General features: G+C 67.2%; 20 protein-coding genes and 1 pseudogene. 16 read left to right on the forward strand and 5 right to left on the reverse strand.

Translation table 11 applies throughout. The annotated features are described in order from the left end of the window. Positions 1–108: 108 nt before the first annotated feature. Positions 109–2,433, reverse strand: coding sequence for a multiheme c-type cytochrome (locus tag PHLH3_RS01370; protein ID WP_213627740.1), 2,325 nt, complete (start codon positions 2,431–2,433; stop codon positions 109–111). A gap of 105 nt (positions 2,434–2,538) precedes the next feature. Then, on the reverse strand, positions 2,539–2,811 hold the full coding sequence (locus PHLH3_RS01375) for a hypothetical protein (protein WP_173176630.1): 273 nt from the start codon (positions 2,809–2,811) through the stop codon (positions 2,539–2,541). A gap of 263 nt (positions 2,812–3,074) precedes the next feature. On the opposite strand from PHLH3_RS01375, the gene PHLH3_RS01380 reads away from it, so the two are divergent. Then, positions 3,075–3,857, forward strand: coding sequence for an XRE family transcriptional regulator (locus PHLH3_RS01380; protein ID WP_213627742.1), 783 nt, complete (start codon positions 3,075–3,077; stop codon positions 3,855–3,857). 141 nt (positions 3,858–3,998) lie between these two features. On the opposite strand, the gene PHLH3_RS01385 is transcribed toward PHLH3_RS01380, so the two are convergent. Continuing rightward, complete coding sequence (locus tag PHLH3_RS01385; protein ID WP_213627744.1) at positions 3,999–4,928, reverse strand: LysR substrate-binding domain-containing protein; 930 nt, start codon at positions 4,926–4,928, stop codon at positions 3,999–4,001. Between the two features lie 179 nt (positions 4,929–5,107). On the opposite strand from PHLH3_RS01385, the gene PHLH3_RS01390 reads away from it, so the two are divergent. The 8 genes and pseudogenes from PHLH3_RS01390 (at position 5,108) to PHLH3_RS01425 (ending at position 13,764) form a co-directional block, all read left to right on the forward strand. Further along, positions 5,108–6,727, forward strand: coding sequence for a 5-guanidino-2-oxopentanoate decarboxylase (locus PHLH3_RS01390; RefSeq protein WP_213627746.1), 1,620 nt, complete (start codon positions 5,108–5,110; stop codon positions 6,725–6,727). Positions 6,728–6,738: 11 nt separating this feature from the next. Continuing rightward, a pseudogene (locus tag PHLH3_RS01395) lies at positions 6,739–7,524 on the forward strand (ATP-binding cassette domain-containing protein); the annotation flags it as partial. 48 nt (positions 7,525–7,572) lie between these two features. Then, on the forward strand, positions 7,573–8,349 hold the full coding sequence (locus PHLH3_RS01400; RefSeq protein ID WP_213627750.1) for a transporter substrate-binding domain-containing protein: 777 nt from the start codon (positions 7,573–7,575) through the stop codon (positions 8,347–8,349). A gap of 34 nt (positions 8,350–8,383) precedes the next feature. Then, positions 8,384–9,097, forward strand: a complete 714-nt coding sequence (locus tag PHLH3_RS01405; RefSeq protein ID WP_213627752.1) for an ABC transporter permease subunit — start codon at positions 8,384–8,386, stop codon at positions 9,095–9,097. Between the two features lie 8 nt (positions 9,098–9,105). After that, positions 9,106–9,795 carry an ABC transporter permease subunit gene (locus PHLH3_RS01410; protein WP_213627754.1) on the forward strand — a complete coding sequence of 230 codons (690 nt, stop codon included), beginning with the start codon at positions 9,106–9,108 and terminating at the stop codon, positions 9,793–9,795. A 31-nt stretch (positions 9,796–9,826) separates the two neighbouring features. Beyond that, entirely contained in the window at positions 9,827–11,008 is a 1,182-nt protein-coding gene (locus PHLH3_RS01415; RefSeq protein ID WP_213627756.1) for an aminotransferase class I/II-fold pyridoxal phosphate-dependent enzyme, read from the forward strand. A gap of 86 nt (positions 11,009–11,094) precedes the next feature. Then, a complete protein-coding gene (locus PHLH3_RS01420) occupies positions 11,095–12,840 on the forward strand; it encodes an amidohydrolase (RefSeq protein WP_213627758.1) in 1,746 nt (581 codons plus the stop codon). Between the two features lie 3 nt (positions 12,841–12,843). Next, complete coding sequence (locus PHLH3_RS01425; protein WP_213627760.1) at positions 12,844–13,764, forward strand: GTP-binding protein; 921 nt, start codon at positions 12,844–12,846, stop codon at positions 13,762–13,764. Between the two features lie 4 nt (positions 13,765–13,768). Here the strand turns inward: PHLH3_RS01425 and PHLH3_RS01430 are convergent, their stop codons facing one another. Continuing rightward, on the reverse strand, positions 13,769–14,827 hold the full coding sequence (locus PHLH3_RS01430; protein WP_213627762.1) for a polyamine ABC transporter substrate-binding protein: 1,059 nt from the start codon (positions 14,825–14,827) through the stop codon (positions 13,769–13,771). A 198-nt stretch (positions 14,828–15,025) separates the two neighbouring features. After that, positions 15,026–16,402 (reverse strand): glutamine synthetase family protein, encoded by a 1,377-nt coding sequence (locus PHLH3_RS01435; RefSeq protein ID WP_111263696.1) that lies wholly within the window; start codon positions 16,400–16,402, stop codon positions 15,026–15,028. A gap of 276 nt (positions 16,403–16,678) precedes the next feature. On the opposite strand from PHLH3_RS01435, the gene PHLH3_RS01440 reads away from it, so the two are divergent. The 7 genes from PHLH3_RS01440 to potA all read left to right on the forward strand — a co-directional run bounded on the left by PHLH3_RS01440 (position 16,679) and on the right by potA (position 25,125). Next, positions 16,679–17,431 (forward strand): gamma-glutamyl-gamma-aminobutyrate hydrolase family protein, encoded by a 753-nt coding sequence (locus tag PHLH3_RS01440; protein ID WP_213627764.1) that lies wholly within the window; start codon positions 16,679–16,681, stop codon positions 17,429–17,431. A 42-nt stretch (positions 17,432–17,473) separates the two neighbouring features. Next, entirely contained in the window at positions 17,474–18,832 is a 1,359-nt protein-coding gene (locus PHLH3_RS01445; RefSeq protein WP_111263694.1) for a glutamine synthetase family protein, read from the forward strand. A gap of 64 nt (positions 18,833–18,896) precedes the next feature. Next, positions 18,897–20,267: an aspartate aminotransferase family protein gene (locus PHLH3_RS01450; RefSeq protein ID WP_173176597.1), complete on the forward strand. Its 1,371-nt coding sequence runs from the start codon at positions 18,897–18,899 to the stop codon at positions 20,265–20,267. Between the two features lie 148 nt (positions 20,268–20,415). Beyond that, a complete protein-coding gene (locus PHLH3_RS01455; RefSeq protein WP_213627766.1) occupies positions 20,416–21,516 on the forward strand; it encodes a polyamine ABC transporter substrate-binding protein in 1,101 nt (366 codons plus the stop codon). A gap of 114 nt (positions 21,517–21,630) precedes the next feature. Next, positions 21,631–22,671 carry a polyamine ABC transporter substrate-binding protein gene (locus tag PHLH3_RS01460; RefSeq protein WP_244863046.1) on the forward strand — a complete coding sequence of 347 codons (1,041 nt, stop codon included), beginning with the start codon at positions 21,631–21,633 and terminating at the stop codon, positions 22,669–22,671. 74 nt (positions 22,672–22,745) lie between these two features. Beyond that, the gene (locus PHLH3_RS01465) at positions 22,746–23,837 is read left to right on the forward strand and encodes a polyamine ABC transporter substrate-binding protein (RefSeq protein ID WP_213627770.1); all 1,092 of its coding nucleotides are present in this window, start codon (positions 22,746–22,748) and stop codon (positions 23,835–23,837) included. A 145-nt stretch (positions 23,838–23,982) separates the two neighbouring features. Next, positions 23,983–25,125 (forward strand): polyamine ABC transporter ATP-binding protein, encoded by a 1,143-nt coding sequence (potA, locus tag PHLH3_RS01470; RefSeq protein ID WP_213627772.1) that lies wholly within the window; start codon positions 23,983–23,985, stop codon positions 25,123–25,125. Positions 25,126–25,144 lie beyond the last annotated feature (19 nt).

Consider the following 25,144-nt stretch of genomic DNA (forward strand, 5'->3'; position numbering starts at 1 on the left):
TGGGGACCTGGAACTGAGATTCCGGGCGGCCCCGGGGAGTTCCGTTGCGCCACCTGGCAGCCGCCGATCGGTCATGGCAGCTGGCCAGCGGGCATGACTGCGGCTCCGCTATTCGCGCTTCAATGCCGGGTCGTCCGGATTGAGCTGCTCCAACTCGGCGAGCAGCGCCTGCACCTTCTGGATCTGCCCCGCCTCGCGCCAGTAGCCGATCAGCGTCAGGCGCGCCTCGCGGTTGGCCGGGGCGTTCTCCAGCACCTCTTCCAGGCGCTGGCAGGCTTCCTCCAGCTTGCCGTCGTCGTGCAGCGCGGTCGCCAGCGCGTGGCCGTACTGGGCATTGCCGGGCTCCAGGCGCACCGCCTCGCGGAAGGCGACGATGGCGTCCTGGCGTTCCCCCTTGCGCAGCAGCGCCAGGCCGCGAGCATGGTGCAGCAGCGCCGACTGCGGATGGTCGCGCAGGGCCTCGGCCAGCAGCCGCTGGCCTTCCTCCCAGCGGTAGTTGGCGTCGAGCCATTGCACCAGCGCCACGCGGGCGGGGAGGAAATCGGGGTCGCGCTCGACGGCGGTGCGCAGGCGGCCCTCAACCTGGTCGGCGCGGCCGTTGCCCTGGTAGAGCGACGCGAGGTTGAGGTTGGCCTCGGCGCGCTCGGCCAGGTTCAGCTGGATGGCCTCGTACTCGCCGATGGCCTTGTTCCAGGCCTTCTCGTAATTGCCCAGGCCGGTGGTGCCCATGCCCAGCAGGCCGCGCGCGGCGATGGCGCGCACGGCCAGCACCGGGTCGTTGAGCAGCGGGCCCAGCAGGTCGCGGCGTTGCTCCGGCGGCAGCAGGGCATTGACCGCGCGCACCGCCGCCTCGCGCACCTGGGGCGCGGCGTGGTTGAGGTCGTTGGCGGCCAGGTTCAGGGCCCGCTCGCTGGGGTAGCCGGGCAGCTCGGCGAGCAGGGTGGCGCGACGGATTGCCGGCAGGTCGCCGCGCTCCAGTTGCTGGAACAGCGCGCGTGAGGCGCCGGGGCGGCCTTTGCGCACCAGGGCCAGGCTTTCGTCGTAGCGCGGCGCGGTGTCCCGGGCCTTGCCGTACCAGTGCTCGAACTGCTCGGCGACCGCCTGGCCGGCGACATCCTGGTGGCAGCCGAGGCAGGCGTCGGGCGTGCCGAGCTTCAGCGCGCGGCCCGGGTTGGGCAGGCTGAAGCCGTGGTCGTGGCGGTAGTCGACCCCCAAGAGCGTCTTGCCCGGCATGTGGCAGTCGATGCAATGCGAGCCGGGCTGCCCGGCGGTGTGGCGCAGGTGCTCGGGGGCTTCGTAGTCGCGCGCCTTCAGGCCCCGGTCGTCGATGCCGGCCACGGCACTCTTGCCGGCGGGGTTGTGGCATTGGGTGCAGAGGGCATTGCCCTGGACCTTGAGGCCGCCGCCGTGTGGATCGTGGCAGGTGCTGCAGCTCAGGCCCCGGGCGTACATGCGGCTCTGGGTGAAGGAGCCGTACTCGTAGACCTGCTCCTTGAAGGTGCCGTCCAGCTCATAGAGTTCACGGGTCAGCGCGCTGGGCAGGTAGTTGTCCATCAGCCGCTTGCCGAAGGCGTGGTCGTCGTTCAGCGGCACGCGCCGGGCGTGGCAGCGGGCGCAGGTCTCCACCTGCAGGCGGTTGCTGGCACGGGTGAGGTCGAGGGCGAAGCCGGCCTGGGAGTGCAGCCCCTTGAAGCGTGCCCATTCCAGGTGGCGCGAGGCCGGGCCGTGGCAGGCCTGGCAGCCGACGCCCAGGGCGTGCCACTGGCTGGCGTAGGTGCCGGTGCCGTCGTCGAAGCCACGGACGTAGCCGGTGGTATGGCAATCGATGCACTGGAAGTTGGCGTTCTGTGACGGCTTGCTCCAGTGCTGCGGGTTGCGCAAATCGACGCCCTGGCCGGGGGCGAGGTGGAACCAGGCCTTCTTGCGCGTATCCCAGGCCACGTCCAGGGCCTGCAGGCGGCCGCCGGGGAACTCCAGCAGGTATTGCTGCAGCGGCGCGACGCCGAAGGCATAGGCCACCTTGAAATCCGCCGGCTGGCCGTCGGGGCCCGTGGTGTTCACCCAGTAGCCACCGTCCTTGCGGAAGAAGCGGGTGCTCCCGCCTTCGCCGTCGAAGCGGGCGTCGTCGAAGTCGCCCTGCACCGAGCGTGGCGTGGCCTCCTGCATCGCCAACTGGTGGTGGGAGCCTTTCCAGGCCCTGGCCTGGGGGGCATGGCAGGTGCCGCACTGCTGCTCGTCGACCATCTGCGCCGGCCCCTGCTCCGCAAGCGTCGGCACCGTGGCCCGGGCCGGCACGTACGGCTTGCCGCCCTGCACCCACAGCCAGCCACCCAGGCCCACCAGCAGCAACAGGGCGGCGAGCACGGGAAGGACGTAACTGGGGCGGCTGGGCGTACTCGCGGGGGAATCGGGTGCGTTCGGGCGTTTCGGCATGCAGACGTCCGCTGTGGTGCATGGATTCACGGAAGCGCGCAGCTTCCGTGAATGCGCCCGAGGCTGTCAAACCAGCCTGAGACGGGCGGCACGCCACGGCGGTGCTCAGTGGCAGAGGCTGAGCAGATGCGGTCGATAATGGCCCCCCGGCTCCGCGCTGATGGTGCAGAGAAAGCTCAGCTCGGCAGGGGTATCCAGCCAGGCCATCTGCTCGAACAGGCGGGGCTCGGCGGTCACCTGCTGCACCAGGTAGCCACGGTGCTGGTCGCGCTCCTCGTCGGTCGCCGGCTGCCGGGCGATGACCGCGTAGCACTGGTCGTGGCCTTCGAGGCTGTGGCGATGGATGCCGAGGCACAGGACGGTGAGTTGAAATTGCATGTCGCATCTCCTTTCGCGATTGGGTGCCTTGCGGCACATGCCCATCCGGGCGCTGTAACTGAAAGCCTCCCTCCGCCCTGCGCGCCCATGCCTGGGGGCCACGGGCCCGTGCCGGCGACCGGCGTTCTTCCCGACGCCTGGTCCTGCCGGCTGGCGGGCCGCGAGTGGAACACGGGCACGCATCGGCGGGCGGAGGGAGGTTGAAAACCCGTGGCGTCCGGTCGCCGGATGCCAGAGGAACAACCCGCTTAGGGATAATACACATGGTAATTCGTGCTTCGAGGGTGTATTACACTGGGTCACTGGTCGCCGGCAATACGGCGCGTAATGTCGCGCCCATGAAGAAATGGAACCTGCTGGCCAAGGCCAGGATGAAAGATCTCGGCGTCACCCAGGAGCAATTGGCCGAACGCCTGCACGTGACCCAGGGCGCCGTCGCGCACTGGCTCGGCGGGCGTCGCGAGCCCGGGCTGACACGTATCAACCAGATACTCGGCGCGCTGCACATGCCTCCGCTGAGCATCGGCGGGCAGGCCGTGCAATCGTCCATGGCGCCCGACGACGGCAAGCAGGCCGCAGACGCCCCGGATGGCGTGGCCCCTATGACCATCGGAGAACCTGAGTCGTCCCGCTATGAATACGAAATCGAGCTTCCGCTGCTGCGCGAGGCCGAGGGCGATTCAGAGCGTCCCGCCGCGCTGGAGGAACTGGACTACTCCGGTATTCGCTTCAGCCGACATGCCTTGCAGCAGCGTCAGATAGAACCGGAAAACGTTGCCTGCGTCATCGTCAGCGGCGACAGCATGGAACCGCTCTTTCCCGACGGCGCGGTCCTCGGAATCGATCGTGGGCGCTGCGAGCTGGTGGATGGCAAGGTCTATGCCCTGGTCGACGAAGGCATGCTGCGGATCAAGGTCCTGCACCGCCTTCCGGCCGGCCAGATTCGCCTGCGCAGCTACAAGCGCGATGAGTACCCCGACGAGGAGCGTCCCCAGGCCGGCATCCAGATCATCGGGCAGGTGTTCTGGTCCTCGGTGCTCTGGTGAACCGCCTGCCTGCTCGGGCGGCGTAGCCCCTTCCCCGGCCGTTCCGGCCGGGCAGCCCTGAACCGCCTCCGCGTCATCCCCGGCCTGCCCAGGCCATCCCGCCCCGCTGCATCCCTGCCAGCCGCCCCGCCCGGGCGGGCCTCAGCGGGGGTGGTCCACCAGCGGTTCGTTGCGTTTGTTGAGCCCCGGGAGGCTGGCCTGCAACTGGTGCTTCACCCAGTTGCTGAAGGCGCGCACGGCTGGCCGCTCGGCTCTCAACGGGTCGGCCACCAGGTAATAGCCGCGGTGGGAGTCGATGCTGATCTCGAAGGGGCGTACCAGCAGGCCGCGCGCCAGGGCGTCGCCGCTGAGCAGGTTGTCGCCGATGGCCATGCCCTGGGCGGCGATGCAGGCCGACTGCGCGCAATGGGCATCGGAGAAGACGATTCCGGTGGACGCATCGATGTTGGAGGCGCCCGCGGTCGCCAGCCAGACGCGCCAGTCGGTGTGGTCGGTCATGTGCAACAGGGGGAAGCCGCCCAGCTCCTGGGGGCTCTTGAGCCCGCCGTGGGCGTTGATCAGGCGCGGGCTGCAGACCGGGAAGAAGCGCAAGGGGACGATCTGCTCCACCCACTGGTCCGGCCAGTCGCCGATGCCGTAGGCGATGAACAGGTCGGCGTTGCCGTTGCTGGTGTCGTCCGGGGCGCGGGGCGAGATCACCTGCAATTGCACCTGGGGGAACTGGCGGAGGAAGGCGCCGATGTGGTGGCACAGCCAGTAGGTGGCGAAGCCGGGGTTGCAGCTCACGCAGAGCCGCCCCGAGACCTGCTGCTCGTCGAGGCCCAGGGCGGCCTCCTGCAGCGTGGAGAGGACCTTGTGCACTTCCCGCGCATAGCGCTCGCCCTGGTAGGTGAGGCCGATGCCGCGCCCGATGCGCTCGGTGAGGGCGAAACCGAGGCTCTGCTCCAGGCTGCTGACCTGGTGGCTGATGGCGCTGCGGGTGAGGCTCAGTTCGCGGGCCGCGGCGGACACGCTGCCGAGCCGGGCGATGGCGTCCAGGGCGCGGATGGCGGTCATCGAGGGGTAGCGCATGGGGGCTCCGAGGGCTGTCATGGGGCGTCGAATGGTGAATCGGATTGAACAATACGGCAAAAACAATTCGATTGTTGTAGCGCACGACTCACCAATAATGGGGCCATTCCGCCGGGCCCTTCCCGGACTGCCCTCCGGCCCCGCGCCGGGAGCCCATACCAATAACAAAAGGTGCTCGCATGACCAGTTGCGCCCAGGCGCTCGTCCAGCTGCTCGAAGGCTATGGCGTCGAAACCGTCTTCGGCATCCCCGGCGTGCATACCGTCGAGCTCTATCGCGGCCTCGCCGGCAGCCGCCTGCGTCATGTCAGCCCCCGCCACGAGCAGGGGGCCGGCTTCATGGCCGACGGCTACGCCCGCGCCAGCGGCAAGCCGGGGGTGTGCTTCATCATCACCGGTCCGGGCATGACCAACATCCTCACCGCCATGGGCCAGGCCTACGCCGATTCGGTGCCCATGCTGGTGATCTCCACCACCAGCCGCCGCGAGCACCAGCGCCTGGGTCACGGCTTTCTCCATGAGCTGCCGGACCAGCGCGCCATGGTCGCCGGCGTCTGCGCCTTCAGCCATACGCTGCAACGGCCCCAGGAGCTGCCGGAGGTGCTGGCCCGCGCCTTCGCCCTGTTCCGCTGCGCGCGGCCCCGCCCGGTGCATATCGAAATCCCCTTGGATGTGCTGGAGCTGCCCGCCGACGGCCTCGACCTGCGCCCCCGTGCGCTGCCCCAGGCCGCCGCCCCGGCGCCGGCCGCGGTGGCCGAGGCTGCGGCCCTGCTGGCCGGGGCGCGCCAGCCGCTGATCCTCGCCGGTGGCGGTGCCCGGGGTGGCGCCGCCGCCCTGCGCGAGCTGGCCGAGCGCCTGCAGGCACCGGTGGCGCTGACCACCAACGCCCGTGGCCTGCTGCAACCGGACCACCCGCTGCTGCTCGACGGCGTGCAGTCATCGGCCCATGGCCGTGCGCTGTTCGCCGAGGCCGACGTGGTGCTGGCGGTGGGCACCGAACTGGGCGAGACCGACTACGACTTCTTCGGTCTCGGCCCCCTGTCGCTCGAGGTGCCGATGATCCGCCTGGATATCGACCCGCTGCAGATACTCGGCGTGCAGCGCGCCGAAGTCGGCCTGCTGGGCGACGCCGGGCTCGGCTTGCGGGCCCTGCTCGCGACCCTGCCCCGTGCCATGCGTGACGGCGGCTGGGCGCAGGCCGCCGTGCGCCGGGTGAACGCCGCCGAACGCGAGCTCTGGAGCCCCCGGCAACGGACGATGCAGGCGCTGCTCGACACCCTGCGTGACGCCCTGCCGGCGCCGGTGCTGGTGGGTGATTCGACCCAGCCGGTGTACCAGGGCGCCGTCGGCTATCGCGCGCCGCTTCCCGGCAGCTGGTTCAATGCCGGCACCGGCTACGGCACCCTCGGCTATGCCCTGCCGGCCGCCATCGGCGCCAAGCTGGCGCTCCCCGCGCGGCCGGTGCTGGCGCTGGCCGGCGACGGTGGCGTGCAGTTCTCCAGCGCCGAACTGATCGCCGCCCGCGAGGCGGGGATCGGGGTGATCCTGGTGCTGTGGAACAACCACTGCTACGGCGAGATCCGCGACTACATGGTGGCCCGCGAGGTGCCGCCCCTGGGCGTGGATATCCTCGCCCCTGACTTCGCGGCCCTGGCCCGTGCCTGCCACGTCAGCCACCACGCGGTGCGCAGCCTGGAAGCCCTGCGCGAGTTGCTCGGCAGCCTGGTCGAGACCCGCGAGCCGCACCTGATCGAACTCGACGCCGCCGACTTCCTGCCGACCAGGGGAGAAACCCGATGAACACGACACCCCCCGCCGCGGCGTCGACCACGCCCGTGGTCGCCCTCGACGCGCTGCACAAGAGCTACGCCGAGCACCACGTGCTCAAGGGGATTTCCCTGGAGGCCCGCGAGGGCGATGTGGTTTCGCTGATCGGTGCCAGCGGCTCGGGCAAGAGCACGCTGTTGCGCTGCATCAACCTGCTGGAGATCCCGGATGCCGGCAGCCTGCACATCAATGGCGAGAAGGTCGCGCTCAAGCGTGACCGCGCCGGCCACGGCCGCATCGGCGACCCGCGCCAGGTGGAGCGCCTGCGCACCCGCCTGAGCATGGTGTTCCAGAACTTCAACCTGTGGCCGCACCGCACGGTGCTGGAGAACGTCATCGAGGCGCCGGTGCATGTGCTCGGCGAGAAGCGTCAGGACGCCATCGGCCACGCCGAGCAGTTGCTGGAGCGGGTCGGCCTGGCGGACAAGCGCCATGCCTACCCGGCCTTCCTCTCCGGTGGCCAGCAGCAGCGCGTGGCCATCGCCCGGGCGCTGGCGGTACGGCCGCAGGTGCTGCTCTTCGACGAGCCGACCTCGGCGCTCGACCCCGAGCTGGTCGGCGATGTGCTGCGGGTGATCCGGGGCATCGCCGATGAGGGCCGCACCATGATCCTGGTGACCCACGAGATGGCCTTTGCCCGCGATGTGTCCAGCCGGGTGGTGTTCCTCCACCAGGGACGCATCGAGGAGCAGGGCCCGCCTTCCCAGGTGCTGCTGGACCCGCGCAGCGAGCGCTGCCGGCAGTTCGTGATGGCCCAGGACAACCGCTGATTCCCCCGGCAGCTTGCCGACAACAACGACCACAACGAGGGACACACCATGAAAAGAAGCCTCATCGCCCTGCTCCAGGCCGCCCTGCTGGCCGGCGTCGCCAGTGTCGCCGTGGCCCAGGAGAAGATCGTCTTCGGCATCGCCCAGGAAGCCTACCCACCCTTCTCCTTCAAGAGCGGCAAGGGCCAGTGGAGCGGCTTCGAGCCGGAGCTGATCGCCGCCCTGTGCATGCGCATGCAGGTGCAATGCCCGCTCAACGAGATGGCCTGGGACGGGTTGATCCCCGCGCTCAAGGCGCAGCAGGTGGACGTGGTGCTGAACTCGCTGTCGATCACCCCCGAGCGCCGCGAGGTGGTGGATTTCAGCGAGCCCTACTTCTTCACGCCCGCCCTCTGGGTCGCCGACCGCAGCCTGGACGTGCAGCCCACGCCCGAAGGCCTGAAGGGGCTGATCATCGGCGTGCAGGGCTCGACCACCCACTCCGCCTATGCCAAGAAGTACTTCGGCAAGGACTCCACCGTGCGCTACTACAACGCCCAGGACGACATCCTCGCCGACCTGCGCAGCGGACGCATCGACATCATGCTCGCCGACCAGCTGGCGGTGGAGCCGGTGCTCGAGCTGCCGGACAACGCGATGCTCGCCGGCAAGGGCGTGGCGCCGCAGGACCCGCTGTTCGGCGAAGGCGTGGGCGCGGCGGTGCGCAAGGGCAATGACGCCCTGCGCGAGCGCCTGAACCTGGCCTTGCAGGCGCTGCGCGACGACGGCACCTACGACACCCTCCGCGGGCACTATTTCAAGGCCGACATCTCGGCCCGGCAGTGATGTGCAATCGGCCATTTCCCTCGCAGGTGCATTCATGAGCGCTACCGATTTCCACCGGCTGATGTTCGCCGACGGCTGGCTGCAGGCCCTGGCCCAGGGGGCGATCAAGACCCTGGGCATCTCCATCGGGGCCTTCGTGCTCGGCCTTTCCGTGGGCCTGCTGGTCGCCCTGGTCAAGCTCTGGGGGCCGCGCTGGCTGGTGATCTGGGCCAATTGCTACACCACGCTGTACCGCGCGGTGCCCGAGCTGCTGCTGATCCTGTTGCTGTACTACGCGGGCTCCGACCTGCTCAACCTGCTGATGGCCGCCGCCGGCCAGCCGCCGGTGGAGGTCAACGGCTTCCTCGCCGGCATCGTGGTGCTGGGCATCGTCCAGGGCGCCTATTCGGCGGAGATCATCCGCGGCGCCATCGAGGCCATCCCCGTGGGCCAGATCGAGGCCGCGCGTGCCTACGGCATGAAGCCCGCCCTGGTGCTGCGCCGGGTGCTGGTGCCGAGCATGCTGCCCCATGTCGTCGCCGGCCTGTCCAACCTCTGGCTGGTGCTGGTCAAGGACAGCGCGCTGATCAGCGTGGTGGGCTACAGCGAGCTGCTGGGCGCCGGTCGCCAGGCGGCCGCCTCGACCCGGCACTACCTGATGTTCTACCTGGCCGTGGCGGCCTTCTACTACCTGATCACGCTGGTCTCCAGCCTGGTCTTCCGTCGTTTCGAGGCACGCTTCGAACGCTGGATGCCGAGGCTCGCCTAGGAGGGCTCATGGATTTCACCTGGCTGGATGGCTTCACCGGCGAACTGACGCGCGGCGCGCTGCTGACCCTGCAGCTGCTGCTGATCTCGGCCAGCTTCGGCTTCCTGCTGGCCGTCTCGGTGGCCTTGGCGCGCCTGTCGCGCAACCCGCTGCTGTCGGGCACTGCGCGCTTCTACACCAGCGTGCTGCGGGGCACGCCGCTGCTGGTGCAGATCTACATCCTCTACTACGGCGTGGGCAGCGTCTTCGCCAGCTTCCCGCTGATCCGCCACAGCCTGCTCTGGCCCTACCTGCGCGAGGGCTTCTGGTACGTCGCCTTCGCCCTGACCCTGAGCGTTGGCGCCTATGTCGGCGAGGTGCTGCGCGGCGGCCTGCGTGCGGTACCCCGTGGCGAGCTGGAGGCGGCGCGGGCCTACGGCATGCGCCCCGCTCAGGTGCTGCGGCGGGTGTGGATGCCCCGGGCGCTGCAGATGCTGCGCCCGACCCTGGCCGGCGAGAGCGTTATGCTGCTCAAGTCCACCGCCCTGGCGTCCACCGTGGCGGTCACCGACCTGCTCGGCGCGGCGAACCTGGTGCGTGCGCAGACGCTGAAGGTGTACGAGCCGCTGTTGGTGGTGGCGGTGGTCTACATCGTCCTGGCCTTCCTCATCGAACAGGGCTTCGCGCGCATCGGCCGTACGCCGCAGCGCCAGGCCTGAATCCATGGAACCGGATCCCAAGGAGCCGTGCATGAAGTATTCATCCCTGGTCGGGCGCATCAGCGGCGAGACCGTCAGCGCCTGGGACATCCACTACGCGGCCTGCGCGGCCCAGGAGCGTGGCGAGGACGCCATCGTCCTGAGCATCGGCGACCCGGACTTCGCCACCGCCGAGCCGATCCGCGCCGCTGCCATCGAGGCCCTGGACCAGGGCGACACCCACTACACCGCAGTGATCGGCCGCACGCCGCTGCGCGAGGCGATCGCGGCCAAGCAGCGCACGCTGCTGGGCATCCCGGTCGAGGTGGACAACGTCGCCGTGGTCGCCGGGGCGCAGAACGGCCTCTACGCCACCGCCATGTGCCTGTTCGAGAGCGGCGACGAGGTGCTGGTGCCGGAGCCGATGTACCTGACCTATGCCGCCAGCATCCAGGCGTCCGGCGCACGCCTGGTGAGCATCGCGCAGCCGGCGGAAGGGGATTTCCGCCTCACCGTCGAGGCGCTGGAGGCGGTGCTCACCGAGCGCACCCGGGGCATCGCCCTGGCCACGCCCAACAACCCTACCGGCAACGTCTACACCGACGAGGAGCTGCAGGCGGTCGCCGAGGTTGCGCGCCGTCACGACCTCTGGGTGCTGTCCGACGAGGTCTATGGCCAGCTCACCTACGACCGACCGCACCGCAGCATCGCCACCCTGGAAGGCATGGCCGGGCGCACCGTGGTGCTCAACAGCCTGTCGAAGAGCCACGCCATGACCGGCTGGCGCGTGGGCTGGGTGGTGGCGCCACCGGCGCTGATCGGCCACCTCGACAACCTGATGCTGTGCATGGTCTACGGCCTGCCGGGCTTCATCCAGGCGGCCGCGCTCAAGGCGCTGGAGCTGGACGAGGCGATCGTCGGCGCGGCGCGTGAGCTCTATCGCCGCCGCCGCGACCTGGTGGTGCGGGGGCTCGCCGATGTGCCGCTGCTGCGCTGCAAGGTGCCGGAGGCCGGCATGTTCATGCTGGTGGACGTGCGCGGCACCGGCCTCTCGGGGATGGACTTCGCCTGGCAGCTGTTCCGCGAGACCGGGGTCTCGGTGCTCGACGCCGAAGCCTTCGGCGCCAGTTGCCGGGGCTTCGTGCGGCTTTCGTTCACCGTCTCCGATGCCGAACTGGAAGAAGCCTGCCGGCGCATCGCCGGCTTTATCCAGCGCCTGCAACGCTCGCGCTGACCCACCGCAACCCCTGACCGAACCAGGCTCACGGCGCATTCCTGCGCCGGGCCTGGCCACGCCCAAAAAAATCACAAGGTGCCGCCATGACTGACGCCGACAACTTCACCTCGACCCATTCGGCCACTGGCCATTTCGCCGACCTGATCCTCGATAACGGTCGAATCTGCACCATGGACCCGGCGCAGCCCTGGGCCGAGGCGGTGGCGATCCGCGGAGGCTGCCTGCTGGCCGTGGGCGACCGCGCCGCCGTGCAGGCCTTCAAGGGCCCGGCCACCCGCGTGCATGACCTGGACGGGGCCTTCTGCATGCCCGGGCTGCACGACATGCACACCCACCCGGACCTGGCGCTGGCGCCGCGCTACAGCGATGACCTCGATGTCGGCATCGAGGACCCGACGCCCGCGCAGCTGGAGGCGGCGATCCGCGCCTATGCCGATGCCCACCTCGGCGAGGGCTGGATCCACGGCCAGTACTGGGTGCGCTACACCTTCCGCGAGGCGGGCCTGGTGCCCGGGCGCGCCTGGCTCGATGCGGTGATGCCGGACCGCCCGGTGGCCCTGCTCGATCGCATGTGGGGCACCATGATGGTCAACTCGAAGGCGCTGGAGCTGGCCGGCATCGACCGCCACACCCCCGACCCGCGCAATGGCTACCTGGAGCGCGACCCGCTGACCGGCGAGCCCACCGGGCTGATGATCGACGGCGCCTACGCGATGATCCACGCCGCCATGCCGCGGACCCCGGTGGCGGTGCTGCGCCGCGCCTACCGCGACGGCGTGCACTTCCAGAGTTCGCGCGGGGTCACGGCGAGCAAGTACGTGCACGTCTGCGAGCACCGCCTGCAGGCGCTGAAGGCGCTGGACGACGCGGGCGAGCTGACGGTACGCATCGAGGCGGCGATCAGCTGGCAGGACGACATCTTCCCGGTGCGCCGGCGTTGGGAGCTGCTCAGCGGCGAGCGCCACTACTACCGCAGCGCCCGCCTGAGCGCCAATGCGGTGAAATTCCACTTCGACGGCACCGTGGAGCCGCGTTCGTCCTACCTGCTCACGCCCTGGCCGAACGAGGCGGACTGGCGCGGCAAGCTCAACCTCACCCCCGAGCACATCACCGACATGCTGGTGGACATGGACCGCCGGGGCATCCGCGTCATCGCTCACTGCACCGGCGACGGCGCCTCCGACGTGTTCCTCGATGCGGTGGCCGAGGCGCGGCGGCGCAACGGCTTCAGCGGCGTTCGCCACCAGTGCGCCCACAGCACGCTGCTGCACCCGGGCAACCTCAAGCGCTTCCAGGAATTGCAGGTGATCGCCGAGTTCTCGCCCGCCGCCTGGTACCCGACTCCTTTCGCCAGCGGAGCGCGTTCGGGCTACGGCCAGGAGCGCCTCAAGCGCATCTACGACTTCAAGGGCGTGCTGGAGGCCGGCGGCACGGCGGTATTCGGCACCGACTGGCCGGTGGCGTCGATCGACCCCTGGCTGGCGCTGGAGACCATGGTCACCCGGCAAAACCCGTGGAACGACGACCCGGCCTGCTTCGGCGAGCCGATCACCCTGGAGCAGGCGCTGCGCGTGGCCACGCGCAATGGCGCCATCGCCATGGGCCTGGAGGCCGTTACCGGCAGCCTGGAGGTGGGCAAGGCGGCGGACCTGATCGTGCTCGACCGCGACCTGTTCGCCCTGCCGGCGCGCAACTACATCCACCGCACCCAGGTGTTGCTGACCTTCGTCGAGGGCCAGCTGGTCTACGACCGCCAGGGCGCGCTGGCCGGGCTCGGCCTGGAGGCGGTCTGGAAGGGCGAGCCACCGGTGATCGAGGCGCAGGGGTAGGCCATGGACGAGCGCATCGCGGTCACGGTGGTGGCGGGCTTCCTCGGGGCCGGCAAGACCACCTTGCTCAATCGCATGGTCCGGCGCGCGGGAGACAGCCGGCTGGCGGTGATCGTCAACGATTTCGGCGCGCTGAACATCGATGCGGCGCTGGTGGCCGAGGTCACCGACGCGGTGTACAGCCTGCAGAACGGCTGCATCTGCTGCACGGTGCAGGAGGACCTGCTGGCGCAGCTGGCCAGCCTGGCGCAGCTCTCGCCGCGCCTGGAGCGCATCGTCATCGAGTGCAGCGGCGTCTCCGACCCGCAGCGCATCGTGCAGACCCTGGGTTATCCACAGTTGCGTGGCCTGCTGCGGCTGGACCTTGTGATCACCCTGGTGGACGCCACCCGCCACCTGTCGCTGGAGGGCGAGTACGCACGGCTGGCCCGCGCCCAGGTTTCGGCGGCCGACGTGCTGCTGCTGAACAAGAGCGACCTGGTGGACGCTGACGAGCTGGCGCGCCTGCGCGAGGTGTTGCCGGGGCGTTCGCTGCTGCATGTCGGGGTGCAGGCCGACCTGCCGGATTCGCTGTGGCTGGATGCGGAGCCGCCATCCCGGGTGCCCGGAGTGCTGACGCCAGTGGCGGCGGCGGACCATGGGCAGCTGTTCGAGTCCTGGGTCTGGGAAGGCGAGGGGGTCTTCGATGCCGGGCGCCTGCGGGCCTGGCTGGCGGGCCTGCCGGATGCGCTGTTCCGCCTCAAGGGCTGGGTGCGCCTGGAGGCGGCCGGCGGGGCGCTCTGGTTGCAGCAGGTGGGGCGGCGCAGCCAGTTCGGCCCGGTGAGCGGGCCGGTGGGCGATGGCATGCGCCTGGTGTTCATCGTCCGGCGTGGGTTCGCCGGGCGGCAGGCGCTGGAAGGCGGGCTGCGCGCTTGCCTGCGCTGATGGCTCAGTGCCCGTCGCGGAATTCGGCCCAGACCTGGTCGCGGGTGGCGCCGAGCTTGTCCGGCAGGGATTCCAGGGCGAACAGGCGGCGCTTGGTTTCCTTGTCGGGGTAGAGGCCCGGCTGGTCGCGCAGGTCGGCGGCGAGGAATTCGCGGGCGTCGGCGTTGCCGTTGGGGTAGAGGGTTTCGCTGGTGATCTGCGCGGCGACCTTGGGCTGCATCATGAAGTCGATGAAGCGGTGGGCGAGGTCGGCGCGGTTGGCGCTGCTGGGGATGGCGAGGTTGTCGATGAACAGCACCGAGCCCTCGTCGGGCACCACGAAACGCACCGGCTGGCCGGCGGCCGCGGCGTTGAGGGCGTCGCCGACCCAGGCCATGGCGACGCACAGCCGCCCCTTGTTGAGGTCTTCGATGTAGCGCTCGCTGTCGATGTAGCGCAGGTTCGGGCGCAGGCCGCCGAGCAGCTCGGCGGAGCGCTTGAGCCGGCTGGGCGCGGTGCGGGCGAGGGTGCGGCCCTGGTAGGTCATGAGGATCGACAGGGCTTCGTCCGGGGCGTCGAGCACGCTCATGCCGCAGCTGGCCAGGCGCTTGCTCTGCTCGGGTTCGAAGAGGACGCTCCAGCTGGACGGCAGCGGGCCGCCGTAGGCCTTCTCGGCCTGGGGCGTGTTCACCGCGAGGCCGACGGCGCCCCAGAGGTAGGGCACGGCGTGCTGGTTGTTGGGGTCGACGGCGGCGAGCTTGCTGAGCAGCTGCTTGTCCAGGTGCTTGCGGTTTGGCAGGCGGCTGAAGTCCAGGGGCTGCAGGCGGCCGGCCTTGATCAGTTCGGGAAGGTTGTTGTGGGAGGGCACCACGATGTCGATGGCCTCGCCGCTCTCCATGGCCTTCTGCAGTTCCTCGGCGCTGGCGAAGGTGTGGTAGTCCACGCGGATGCCGGTCTGCTGCTCGAAGTCCTTGAGCACCTGAGGGGCGATGTAGTCGTTCCAGTTGTAGACGCGGATGGTGTCTTCGGCGCTGGCCAGTGTCGGCAACAACGCGAGCAGCAGCGGTGCGAGGAAGCGGGGCATGGAGTCCTCCCTGATGGTTGGCGGAGCATTATTGCTACGCGTATGTTTCAGCAGGTTGATGCATGTCAGCGACTGGGCCTCTCTGGATCGGGCCTTTGCGCGGTTCCACGGCGCCCTTCCAGCGTCGCGGATGAGGGGACGGGTGGACATGGCGGGCAAAAAAAACGCCGGCCCTGGGGCCGGCGTCTTTCGACTCGCTTACACGGTATGCAGGTACCAGTTGTACTCGAGGTCGGAGATGGAGTGTTCGAACTCCTCCAGCTCGCTTTCCTTGCACGCGACGAAGATGTCGATGTAGTCCGGGCTGATGTACTTGGCCAGGATCTCGCTGTCGTCCAGCTCGCGCAGCGCATCACGCAGGTTGTTCGGCAGGCTCTGCTCCAGCTGCTCGTACGAGTTGCCTTCGATGGGGGCGCCGGGCTCGATCTGGTTGGTCAGGCCGTGGTGCACGCCTGCCAGGATCGACGCCATCATCAGGTACGGGTTGGCATCGGCACCGGCGACGCGGTGTTCGATGCGCACCGCATCCGCGCTGCCGGTGGGCACGCGCAGGGCCACGGTACGGTTGTCCAGGCCCCAGCTCGGTGCGTTCGGCACGTAGAACTGCGCACCGAAGCGACGGTAGGAGTTCACGTTCGGGCAGAGGAAGGCCATGGAGGCGGGCAGGGTCTCGAGCACACCGCCGAGCGCATGGCGCAATGCGGCGTTCTGCTCGGGATCCTCGCTGGCGAAGATGTTCTTGCCATGCTTGTCCAGCAGCGAGATATGGACGTGCAGGCCGTTGCCGGCCTGGCCCGGGTAGGGCTTGGCCATGAAGGTGGTGTCCATCTCGTGGTCGTACGCGATGTTCTTCACCAGGCGCTTGAGCAGCACGGCGTAGTCGCAGGCCTTGATCGGGTCCGCCACGTGGTGGAGGTTGACCTCGAACTGGGCCGGAGCGCTTTCCTTGACGATGGCGTCGGCCGGGATGCCCTGGACCTTGGCGCCTTCGAGGATGTCCTGCAGGCAGTCGGCATACTCGTCGAGATCGTCGATCAGGTAGACCTGGGTGGACTGCGGACGCTTGCCGGAGATCGGGGAGCGCGGCGGCTGCGGACGGCCGTTCACGTTCTCCTGGTCGATCAGGTAGAACTCGAGCTCGAACGCGGCGCAGATGGTCAGGCCGAGATCGTCGAACTTCGCGACGACCTGGCGCAGCACTTCACGCGGGTCGGCGAAGAAGGGCTCGCCTTCCATCTCGTGCATGGTCATCAGCAGTTGCGCGGTGGGGCGCTTCTGCCAGGGCTCGTCGCACAGGGTGCCGGGGATCGGGTAGCAGATACGATCGGCGTCGCCGATGTCCAGGCCGAGGCCGGTGCTTTCAACGGTGGAGCCGTTGATATCGAGGGCGAATAAGGAAGCGGGGAGGTTGATGCCTTTTTCGTAAACTTTGTGGAGGCTGGCGCGTTCGATTCGCTTGCCTCGGACTACTCCATTCATATCTGCGATCAGGAGGTCGACGAACTGGACCTCAGGATGTTCCTTAAGGAACTCGTTCGCTTCTTGAAGCTGAACGGCACGCGGGGGTACCGACATGATGCAACACCTTTCTTGTTAAAAATATCAATCACACGTTCGCTAGGGTGAGAGTCAATCGGAATCCCCTAACGATGTCAATAGCGCCCCATTTTGCCCTAAAACAGGGCCATATGGCCAATTTTGGGGCGTTTGAGGGGCATCTGACCCCTCTCGGGGCCATGGCGCACGCGGCGCTCAGCGAGGTGTGTTCGATTTTTTACAGCCCTATTGTGTAAAAAAATGAACAACGCTAAGCTCGGTCGCAACCCATAACAGCAATAAAACGGGTGTCTCATGTCTCGCCTGCCGTTAATCGGCGTAACCGCTTGCACCAAGCAGATCGGTCTGCATCCTTACCATATAGCGGGTGACAAGTATCTTCGTGCGGTGGCCCTTGGCGCCGGCGGTGTTCCTCTGATTATTCCCGCTCTCGGCGAGCTCATCGAGACGACTTCCCTTCTGGCCAGTCTAGACGGCCTGCTGTTCACCGGTTCGCCTTCCAACGTCGAACCCCATCATTATTCCGGCCCGGCCAGCGAGCCCGGCACCCTCCACGACCCGCAGCGCGACGGCACCACGCTTTCGCTGATGCGTGCCGCCGTGGCCGCGGGCGTGCCCGTGCTCGGCATCTGCCGCGGCTTCCAGGAGATGAACGTGGCCTTCGGCGGCACGCTGCACCAGAAGGTGCACGAGGTCGAAGGCTTCATGGACCATCGCGAGCCGGCCGACGAGCCGCTCGAGGTGCAGTACGCACCCCGCCACCCCGTGCATGTGCAGCCGGGTGGCATCCTCGCCGGTATCGGCTTGCCGGCGGAGATCCTCGTCAATTCCATTCATGGCCAGGGCGTTGAACGTCTGGCGCCGGGCCTTCACGTAGAAGCGCTGGCGCCTGACGGGTTGGTCGAATCCTGCTCGGTCGTCGGCGCTGCGAGTTTCGCGCTCGGAGTACAGTGGCACCCCGAATGGCAGGTTCGTTCGAACCCCGATTATCTCGCCATCTTCCAGGCCTTTGGTGAGGCTTGCAGGAAGAGGGCGGGGCAACGCTGAGCTCAGCTATACCAGTTGCAGCTCTCACACCCTGAGGTCTTTATGACTACCAAGTTGGACCAGCTCACAAGCTGGTTGAAAGAACGCAAAATCACCGAAGTTGAATGCTTGATCAGCGACCTTACCGGCATTGCCCGGGGCAAGATCTCGCCGACCAACAAGTTCCTCGACGAGAAGGGCATGCGCCTCCCCGAGAGTGTGCTGCTGCAGACCGTCACCGGCGACTATGTCGAGGACGACGTTTATTACGAGCTGCTCGACCCTGCCGACATCGACATGGTCTGCCGCCCGGACGAGAACGCCGTGTTCCTCGTGCCCTGGGCGCTGGAACCCACCGCGATGGTGATCCACGACACCTTCGACAAGATGGGCAACCCCATCGAGCTGTCGCCGCGCAACATCCTCAAGAAAGTGCTCAAGCTCTACGCCGACAAGGGCTGGCGCCCGATCGTCGCGCCGGAGATGGAGTTCTACCTGACCAAGCGCAGCGACGACCCGGACTACCCGCTGCAGGCCCCGATCGGCCGCTCCGGTCGCCCTGAGACCGGCCGCCAGTCCTTCTCCATCGACGCGGCGAACGAATTCGACCCGCTGTTCGAGGACATGTACGACTGGTGCGAGGCGCAGGACCTGGACCTGGACACCCTCATCCACGAGGAAGGCCCGGCGCAGATGGAGATCAACTTCCGTCACGGCGAAGCCCTGTCCCTGGCCGACCAGATCACCGTGTTCAAGCGCACCATGCGCGAGGCCGCGCTGAAACATAATGTCGCCGCCACCTTCATGGCCAAGCCGATCACCGACCAGCCGGGCAGTGCCATGCACCTGCACCAGAGCGTGGTGGACATCAAGACCGGCAAGAACATCTTCTCCAACGAAGACGGCTCCATGAGCGAGCTGTTCCTCCACCACATCGGCGGCCTGCAGAAGTTCATCCCCGAGCTGCTGCCGCTGTTCGCGCCGAACGTGAACTCCTTCCGCCGTTTCCTGCCCGATACCTCGGCGCCGGTGAACGTGGAGTGGGGCGAGGAGAACCGCACCGTGGGCCTGCGCGTCCCGGATGCCACCCCGCAGAACCGCCGCGTGGAGAACCGCCTGGCCGGTGCCGACGCCAACCCCTACCTGGCCATCGCCGCCAGCCTGCTGTGCGGCTACATCGGCATGGTCGAGCAGATCAAGCCGAGCGCGCAGGTCAAGGGGCGTGGCTACGAGCGCCGCAACCTGCGCCTGCCGCTGACCCTCGAGGACGCCCTCGAGCGCCTGGAGAACTGCAAGCCCCTGGAGAAGTACCTGAGCACCAAGTTCATCAGTGCCTACGTCGCGGTGAAACGCGCCGAGCACGAGAACTTCAAGCGCGTCATCAGCTCCTGGGAGCGTGAGTTCCTGCTGCTTTCCGTCTGATCCAAACGGCGTGCCGCGTTCGTGGCGCGGCACGCCAACCCAGATTTGCATAGAGGTGTAGATAATGAAGAGCCAAGTGACCAACCCCCAGACCCTTGAATGGCAGGCACTCAGTCGCGACCACCACCTGCCGCCGTTCACCGACTACCAGGCGTTGAATGCCAAGGGCGCGCGGATCATCACCAAAGCCGACGGCGTCTACATCTGGGACAGCGAGGGCAACAAGATCCTCGACGCCATGGCCGGCCTGTGGTGCGTCAACGTCGGCTACGGCCGCGAGGAACTGGTGCAGGCGGCCACCCGCCAGATGCGCGAGCTGCCCTTCTACAACCTGTTCTTCCAGACCGCCCACCCGCCCGTCATCGAACTGGCCAAGGCCATCTCCGAGCTGGCGCCCGAGGGCATGAACCACGTGTTCTTCACCGGCTCCGGCTCCGAAGCCAACGACACCGTGCTGCGCATGGTCCGCCACTACTGGGCGACCAAGGGCCAGCCGAAGAAGAAAGTGGTCATCGGCCGCTGGAACGGCTACCACGGCTCCACCGTCGCCGGCGTCAGCCTCGGCGGCATGAAGGCGCTGCACGAGCAGGGCGACCTGCCGATCCCGGGCATCGTCCACATCGCCCAGCCCTACTGGTACGGCGAGGGTGGCGACATGGCCCCCGAGGAGTTCGGCGTCTGGGCTGCCGAGCAGCTGGAGAAGAAGATCCTCGAAGTCGGCGAGGAGAACGTCGCCGCCTTCATCGCCGAGCCCATCCAGGGCGCGGGCGGCGTGATCGTCCCGCCGGAAACCTACTGGCCGAAGATCCGCGAGATCCTCGCCCGCTACGACATCCTGTTCATCGCCGACGAAGTCATCTGCGGCTTCGGCCGCACCGGCGAGTGGTTCGGCAGCCAGTACTACGGCAACGCCCCGGACCTGATGCCCATCGCCAAGGGCCTGACCTCCGGCTACATCCCCATGGGCGGCGTGATCGTCCGTGACGAGGTGGTCGAGGTGCTCAACCAGGGCGGCGAGTTCTACCACGGCTTCACCTACTCCGGTCACCCGGTCGCCGCTGCGGTGGCGCTGGAGAACATCCGCATCCTGCGCGAAGAGAAGATCGTCGAGAAAGTGAAGGCGGAAACGGCACCGTATTTGCAACAACGCTGGCAGGAGCTGGCTGACCATCCCCTGGTCGGCGAAGCGCGCGGGGTCGGCATGGTCGGCGCCCTGGAACTGGTCAAGAACAAGAAGACCCGTGAGCGTTTCACCGATCTGGGCGTGGGCATGCAGTGCCGCGAGCACTGCTTCCGCAATGGCCTGATCATGCGTGCGGTAGGCGACACTATGATTGTTTCGCCGCCGCTGGTGATCAGCAAGGACGAGATCGACGAACTGGTGACCAAGGCCCGCAAGTGCCTCGATCTCACCGCGAGTGCGGTTCTGGGTTGAGCAAATGGGCGAGTTTGCAAACAATCGCATCCCGCGAGCTGTTGTAAGCGCGCCCCTGACCTTGCCAGACTGCGCCAGTGCGTTGGCCAGGCTCACCGGGCGGTGGCGACGCCGCTCGGACACTTAAACAACAAATGGAGCTACCCGCATGTTCAAAACCTTCGGCAAGACCCTGCTCGCCATGACGCTCGCCGGCGCTGTGGCCGGCGTGGCGCAGGCAGAAGACAAGGTGCTGCACGTCTACAACTGGTCTGACTACATCGCCCCGGACACCGTCGAGAAGTTCACCAAGGAAACCGGCATCAAGGTCGTCTACGACGTCTTCGACTCCAACGAGACCCTGGAAGCCAAGCTCCTGGCCGGCAAGTCCGGTTACGACATCGTGGTGCCGTCCAACAACTTCCTGGCCAAGCAGATCAAGGCCAAGGTCTATCAGCCGCTGGACAAGTCCAAGCTGCCGAACTGGAAGAACCTGGACCCGAACCTCCTGAAGACCGTCGAAGTGTCCGACCCGGGCAACCAGTACGCCTTCCCCTACATGTGGGGCTCCATCGGCATCGGCTACAACGTCGACAAGGTCAAGGCCGTGCTCGGCGACAAGGCCCCGGTGGATTCCTGGGACCTGCTGTTCAAGCCCGAGAACATCGAGAAGCTGAAGTCCTGTGGCGTCTCCTTCCTCGACTCGCCCACCGAGATCCTGCCGATCGCCCTGCACTACCTGGGCTACAGCCCGACCAGCCAGGACCCCAAGCAGCTCAAGGAAGCCGAGGCGCTGTTCCTCAAGATCCGTCCGCACGTGACCTACTTCCACTCCTCCAAGTACATCTCCGACCTGGCCAACGGCAACCTGTGCGTGGCCGTGGGCTACTCGGGTGACGTTTACCAGGCCAAGTCCCGCGCCGACGAGGCCAAGGCTGGCGTGAAGGTCGCCTACAACATTCCGAAGGAAGGTGCCGGCACCTTCTTCGACATGGTCGCGATCCCCGCCGACGCCGCCAACCCGGACGCCGCCTACGCCTTCATGAACTTCCTGATGAAGCCGGACGTGATGGCCGAGATCACCAACTTCGTGCAGTTCCCGAACGGTAACGCCGCCGCCACCCCGCTGGTTGACGAGGCGATCCGCACCGACCCGGGCATCTACCCGAGCAAGGAGACCATGGCCAAGCTCTACGCCTTCCCGGATCTGCCGGCCAAGGTGCAGCGCGCGATGACCCGTACCTGGACCACCATCAAGTCGGGCAAGTAACACCCAGACCCACCCTCCGGCGCCCCGCCGGAGGGTGAACCACCCCGAGAGGACCTCCTCATGCGCAATCGCCCCTGGCTGTATGGGTTGCTGGCCAGCTTCCTCGCCGTGTCCATGACACAGGCCGAGGAGCGTGTCGTGCATGTGTACAACTGGTCCGATTACATCGCCCCGGACACCCTGGAGAACTTCCAGAAGGAAACCGGGATCAAGGTGGTCTACGACGTCTTCGACTCCAACGAAACCCTCGACGGCAAGCTCGCCACCGGGCAATCCGGCTACGACGTGGTGGTCCCCACCAACCACTTCCTGGCCAAGCAGATCAAGGCCGGCACCTATCAGAAGCTGGACAAGTCCAAGCTGCCGAACCTCTCCCACCTGGACCCTGCCGTGCTGAAGAACCTCGCCGGCGGCGATCCGGGCAACGAATACTCCGTGCCCTACATGTGGGGCACCAACGGCATCGGCCTCAACGCCACCAAGGTGCGCGCCATCCTCGGCGCCGATGCCAAACTCGATTCCTGGTCGTTGCTGTTCGATCCCGACGTGGTCAGGCAACTCACCCAGTGCGGCGTGGCCCTGATCGATTCCGGCGACGAAGTCATGCCGCAGATGATCAACTACCTCGGCGGCTCGCCCCACACCCACGAGCGTGCCGACTACGACAAGGCCACCGCCCAGCTGCTCAAGGTGCGCCCGTACATCACCTACTTCCACTCCTCCAAGTCCATCGCCGACCTCGCCAACGGCGACATCTGCATCGCCTTCGGCTACTCCGGCGACATGCTCCAGGCCGCCAGCCGCGCGCGGGAAGCCGGGCGCACGGACGACATCGTCTATGTGATCCCCAAGGAAGGCACCGCCATGTGGGCGGACATGCTGGCCATCCCCCGCGACGCCAGGCACGTGGAAGAGGCGCATATCTTCATCAACTACCTGATGCGCCCTGATGTGATCGCCAAGATCAGCGACTACGTTTCCTATGCCAACGCCAACAAGGATGCGACCGCGCTGGTGGATGCCAGCGTGCGCGAGAACCCCGGCGTCTATCCCTCGCCGGAAGTGATGGCCAAGCTCTACGTGGCCCGGGAGCGCCCGCGCGATGTCCAGCGCTGGCTGACCCGTGACTGGACCCGGATAAAAAGCGGTCGTTGAGACGACAACCCGACAAGAAACTCCGCGGCGCGCCCCGGTGCGCCAGCGGCCCGGCCTATCAAGAGGATTAAAGTGTGCGAGTTTCCTTCTGCAAAACCCTGATCACCGCCGCCGTGCTGACCCTGGCTTCACAGGCCCAGGCCGAGCAGACGGTGCACATCTACAACTGGTCCGACTACATCGGCGAGACCACCCTGGCCGACTTCCAGAAGGAAACCGGCATCAAGCCCGTCTACGACGTCTTCGACTCCAACGAAACCCTCGAAGGCAAGCTCCTGGCCGGCCGCACCGGCTATGACGTGGTCGTCCCCTCCAACCACTTCCTCGGCAAGCAGATCAAGGCCGGCGCCTTCCAGAAGCTGGACCGCAGCCAGCTGAAGAACTGGGGCAACCTCGACCCCGCGCTGCTCGAGCGCCTGGAAGCCAACGACCCCGGCAACCAGTACGCCGTTCCCTACCTCTGGGGCACCAATGGCATCGGCTACAACGCCGAGAAGGTCAAGGCCGTGCTCGGCGTCGACAAGATCGACTCCTGGTCGGTGATCTTCGAGCCCGAGAACATCAAGAAGCTCAGCCAGTGCGGCGTGGCCTTCCTCGACTCGGCCGACGAGATGATCCCGGCCATGCTCAACTATCTGGGCCTGGACCCCAACAGCAAGAACCCGGACGACTACAAGAAGGCCGAGGCCAAGCTGATGGAGGTCCGCCCCTACGTGACCTATTTCCACTCCTCCAAGTACATCGGCGACCTGGCCAACGGCGACATCTGCGTCGCGGCGGGCTTCTCCGGCGACATCTTCCAGGCCGCCGCGCGCGCCGAGGAAGCCGGCAAGGGTGTCGAGATCGCCTACGCGATCCCCAAGGAGGGCGGCAACCTGTGGTTCGACATGGTCGCCGTGCCGGCCGACGCCGCCAACGTCAAGGAGGCCCATGCCTTCATCGACTACCTGCTGCGCCCCGACGTCATCGCCAAGGTCAGCGACTACGTGGGCTACGCCAACCCGAACACCAAGTCGGGCGAATTCATGAATCAGGACGTGCGTGACGACGAGTCCGTGTACCCGCCACAAGCGGTGCTGGACAAGCTGTATGTCTCGGAGGAACTGCCTCCGAAGGTGCAGCGGCTGATGACCCGGAGCTGGACCAAGGTCAAGTCGGGCAAGTGATCGGGGGCGAGCCGCGCGGGCAGGCCCCGCGCAGCTTGCGCCAGAGCGGGCGACGAGCGGACCAGGACGCGTGTCTCGCGCCTAACGAGCGATACTCAACGCAACCGGCCATAATGGCCGGCTAGCAAGAATTGGGAGTGTGGTAATGGCAATAGCCTCCGGTGCCTACAAGAAAGCCCTCGAGGGCAACCAGCAACCCAAAGAGGTGCTGGTCAAGATCGACCGGGTGACCAAGCAGTTCGACGAGACCCTTGCGGTGGACGACGTCTCGCTGACCATCAACAAGGGCGAGATCTTCGCCCTGCTGGGTGGCTCGGGCTCGGGCAAGTCGACCCTGCTGCGCATGCTGGCGGGTTTCGAGCGTCCGACCGAGGGTCGCATCTTCCTCGACGGCGTCGACATCACCGACATGCCGCCCTACGAGCGGCCGATCAACATGATGTTCCAGTCCTATGCGCTCTTCCCGCATATGACTGTTGCGCAGAACATCGCCTTCGGACTCAAACAAGACCGTCTGCCCGCTGCCGAGATCGACGAGCGCGTCACCGAGATGCTCAAGCTCGTGCAGATGACCCAGTACGCCAAGCGCAAACCGCACCAGCTCTCCGGTGGCCAGCGCCAGCGCGTGGCCCTGGCCCGCTCGCTGGCCAAGCGTCCCAAGCTGCTGCTGCTCGACGAGCCCATGGGCGCGCTGGACAAGAAGCTGCGTTCGCAGATGCAGCTGGAGCTGGTGGAGATCATCGAGCGCGTCGGCGTGACCTGCGTCATGGTGACCCACGACCAGGAAGAGGCCATGACCATGGCCCAGCGCATCGCCATCATGCACCTGGGCTGCATCGAGCAGATCGGCAGCCCGGTGGACATCTACGAGACCCCCATCAGCCGCCTGGTGTGCGAGTTCATCGGCAACGTCAACCTGTTCGACGGCGAAGTGGTGGAAGACCTCGAGGCCCACGCCCTGATCGCCTGCCCCGAACTGGAGCGGCCGATCTACGTCGGCCACGGCGTGACCACCTCGGTGCAGGACAAGCGCATCACCTACGCCCTGCGTCCCGAGAAGCTGCTGGTCACCACCGAGCAGCCCACCTGCGAGTACAACTGGTCGCGCGGCAAGATCCACGACATCGCCTACCTGGGTGGCCACTCGGTGTTCTACGTCAAGCTGCCAAGCGGCTCCATCGTCCAGTCCTTCGTCGCCAACGCCGAGCGTCGTGGCGCACGTCCGACCTGGGACGATGAAGTCTACGTGTGGTGGGAGGACGACAGCGGGGTGGTGCTGCGCTCATGAAAATCTCCAGACTGAAGAA

The organism is Pseudomonas sp. Pc102 (genome assembly GCF_018408275.1).
Taxonomy (GTDB): Bacteria; Pseudomonadota; Gammaproteobacteria; order Pseudomonadales; family Pseudomonadaceae; genus Metapseudomonas; species Metapseudomonas tohonis.

What these genes read in the sequence shown, in the direction of transcription:
- PHLH3_RS01370 (WP_213627740.1), bottom strand. Translation starts at nt 2,433, where the DNA reads ATGCCGAAACGCCCGAACGCACCCGATTCCCCCGCGAGTACGCCCAGC.
- PHLH3_RS01375 (WP_173176630.1), bottom strand. Translation starts at nt 2,811, where the DNA reads ATGCAATTTCAACTCACCGTCCTGTGCCTCGGCATCCATCGCCACAGC.
- PHLH3_RS01380 (WP_213627742.1), top strand. Translation starts at nt 3,075, where the DNA reads ATGGTAATTCGTGCTTCGAGGGTGTATTACACTGGGTCACTGGTCGCC.
- PHLH3_RS01385 (WP_213627744.1), bottom strand. Translation starts at nt 4,928, where the DNA reads ATGCGCTACCCCTCGATGACCGCCATCCGCGCCCTGGACGCCATCGCC.
- PHLH3_RS01390 (WP_213627746.1), top strand. Translation starts at nt 5,108, where the DNA reads ATGACCAGTTGCGCCCAGGCGCTCGTCCAGCTGCTCGAAGGCTATGGC.
- PHLH3_RS01400 (WP_213627750.1), top strand. Translation starts at nt 7,573, where the DNA reads ATGAAAAGAAGCCTCATCGCCCTGCTCCAGGCCGCCCTGCTGGCCGGC.
- PHLH3_RS01405 (WP_213627752.1), top strand. Translation starts at nt 8,384, where the DNA reads ATGAGCGCTACCGATTTCCACCGGCTGATGTTCGCCGACGGCTGGCTG.
- PHLH3_RS01410 (WP_213627754.1), top strand. Translation starts at nt 9,106, where the DNA reads ATGGATTTCACCTGGCTGGATGGCTTCACCGGCGAACTGACGCGCGGC.
- PHLH3_RS01415 (WP_213627756.1), top strand. Translation starts at nt 9,827, where the DNA reads ATGAAGTATTCATCCCTGGTCGGGCGCATCAGCGGCGAGACCGTCAGC.
- PHLH3_RS01420 (WP_213627758.1), top strand. Translation starts at nt 11,095, where the DNA reads ATGACTGACGCCGACAACTTCACCTCGACCCATTCGGCCACTGGCCAT.
- PHLH3_RS01425 (WP_213627760.1), top strand. Translation starts at nt 12,844, where the DNA reads ATGGACGAGCGCATCGCGGTCACGGTGGTGGCGGGCTTCCTCGGGGCC.
- PHLH3_RS01430 (WP_213627762.1), bottom strand. Translation starts at nt 14,827, where the DNA reads ATGCCCCGCTTCCTCGCACCGCTGCTGCTCGCGTTGTTGCCGACACTG.
- PHLH3_RS01435 (WP_111263696.1), bottom strand. Translation starts at nt 16,402, where the DNA reads ATGTCGGTACCCCCGCGTGCCGTTCAGCTTCAAGAAGCGAACGAGTTC.
- PHLH3_RS01440 (WP_213627764.1), top strand. Translation starts at nt 16,679, where the DNA reads ATGTCTCGCCTGCCGTTAATCGGCGTAACCGCTTGCACCAAGCAGATC.
- PHLH3_RS01445 (WP_111263694.1), top strand. Translation starts at nt 17,474, where the DNA reads ATGACTACCAAGTTGGACCAGCTCACAAGCTGGTTGAAAGAACGCAAA.
- PHLH3_RS01450 (WP_173176597.1), top strand. Translation starts at nt 18,897, where the DNA reads ATGAAGAGCCAAGTGACCAACCCCCAGACCCTTGAATGGCAGGCACTC.
- PHLH3_RS01455 (WP_213627766.1), top strand. Translation starts at nt 20,416, where the DNA reads ATGTTCAAAACCTTCGGCAAGACCCTGCTCGCCATGACGCTCGCCGGC.
- PHLH3_RS01460 (WP_244863046.1), top strand. Translation starts at nt 21,631, where the DNA reads ATGACACAGGCCGAGGAGCGTGTCGTGCATGTGTACAACTGGTCCGAT.
- potA (WP_213627772.1), top strand. Translation starts at nt 23,983, where the DNA reads ATGGCAATAGCCTCCGGTGCCTACAAGAAAGCCCTCGAGGGCAACCAG.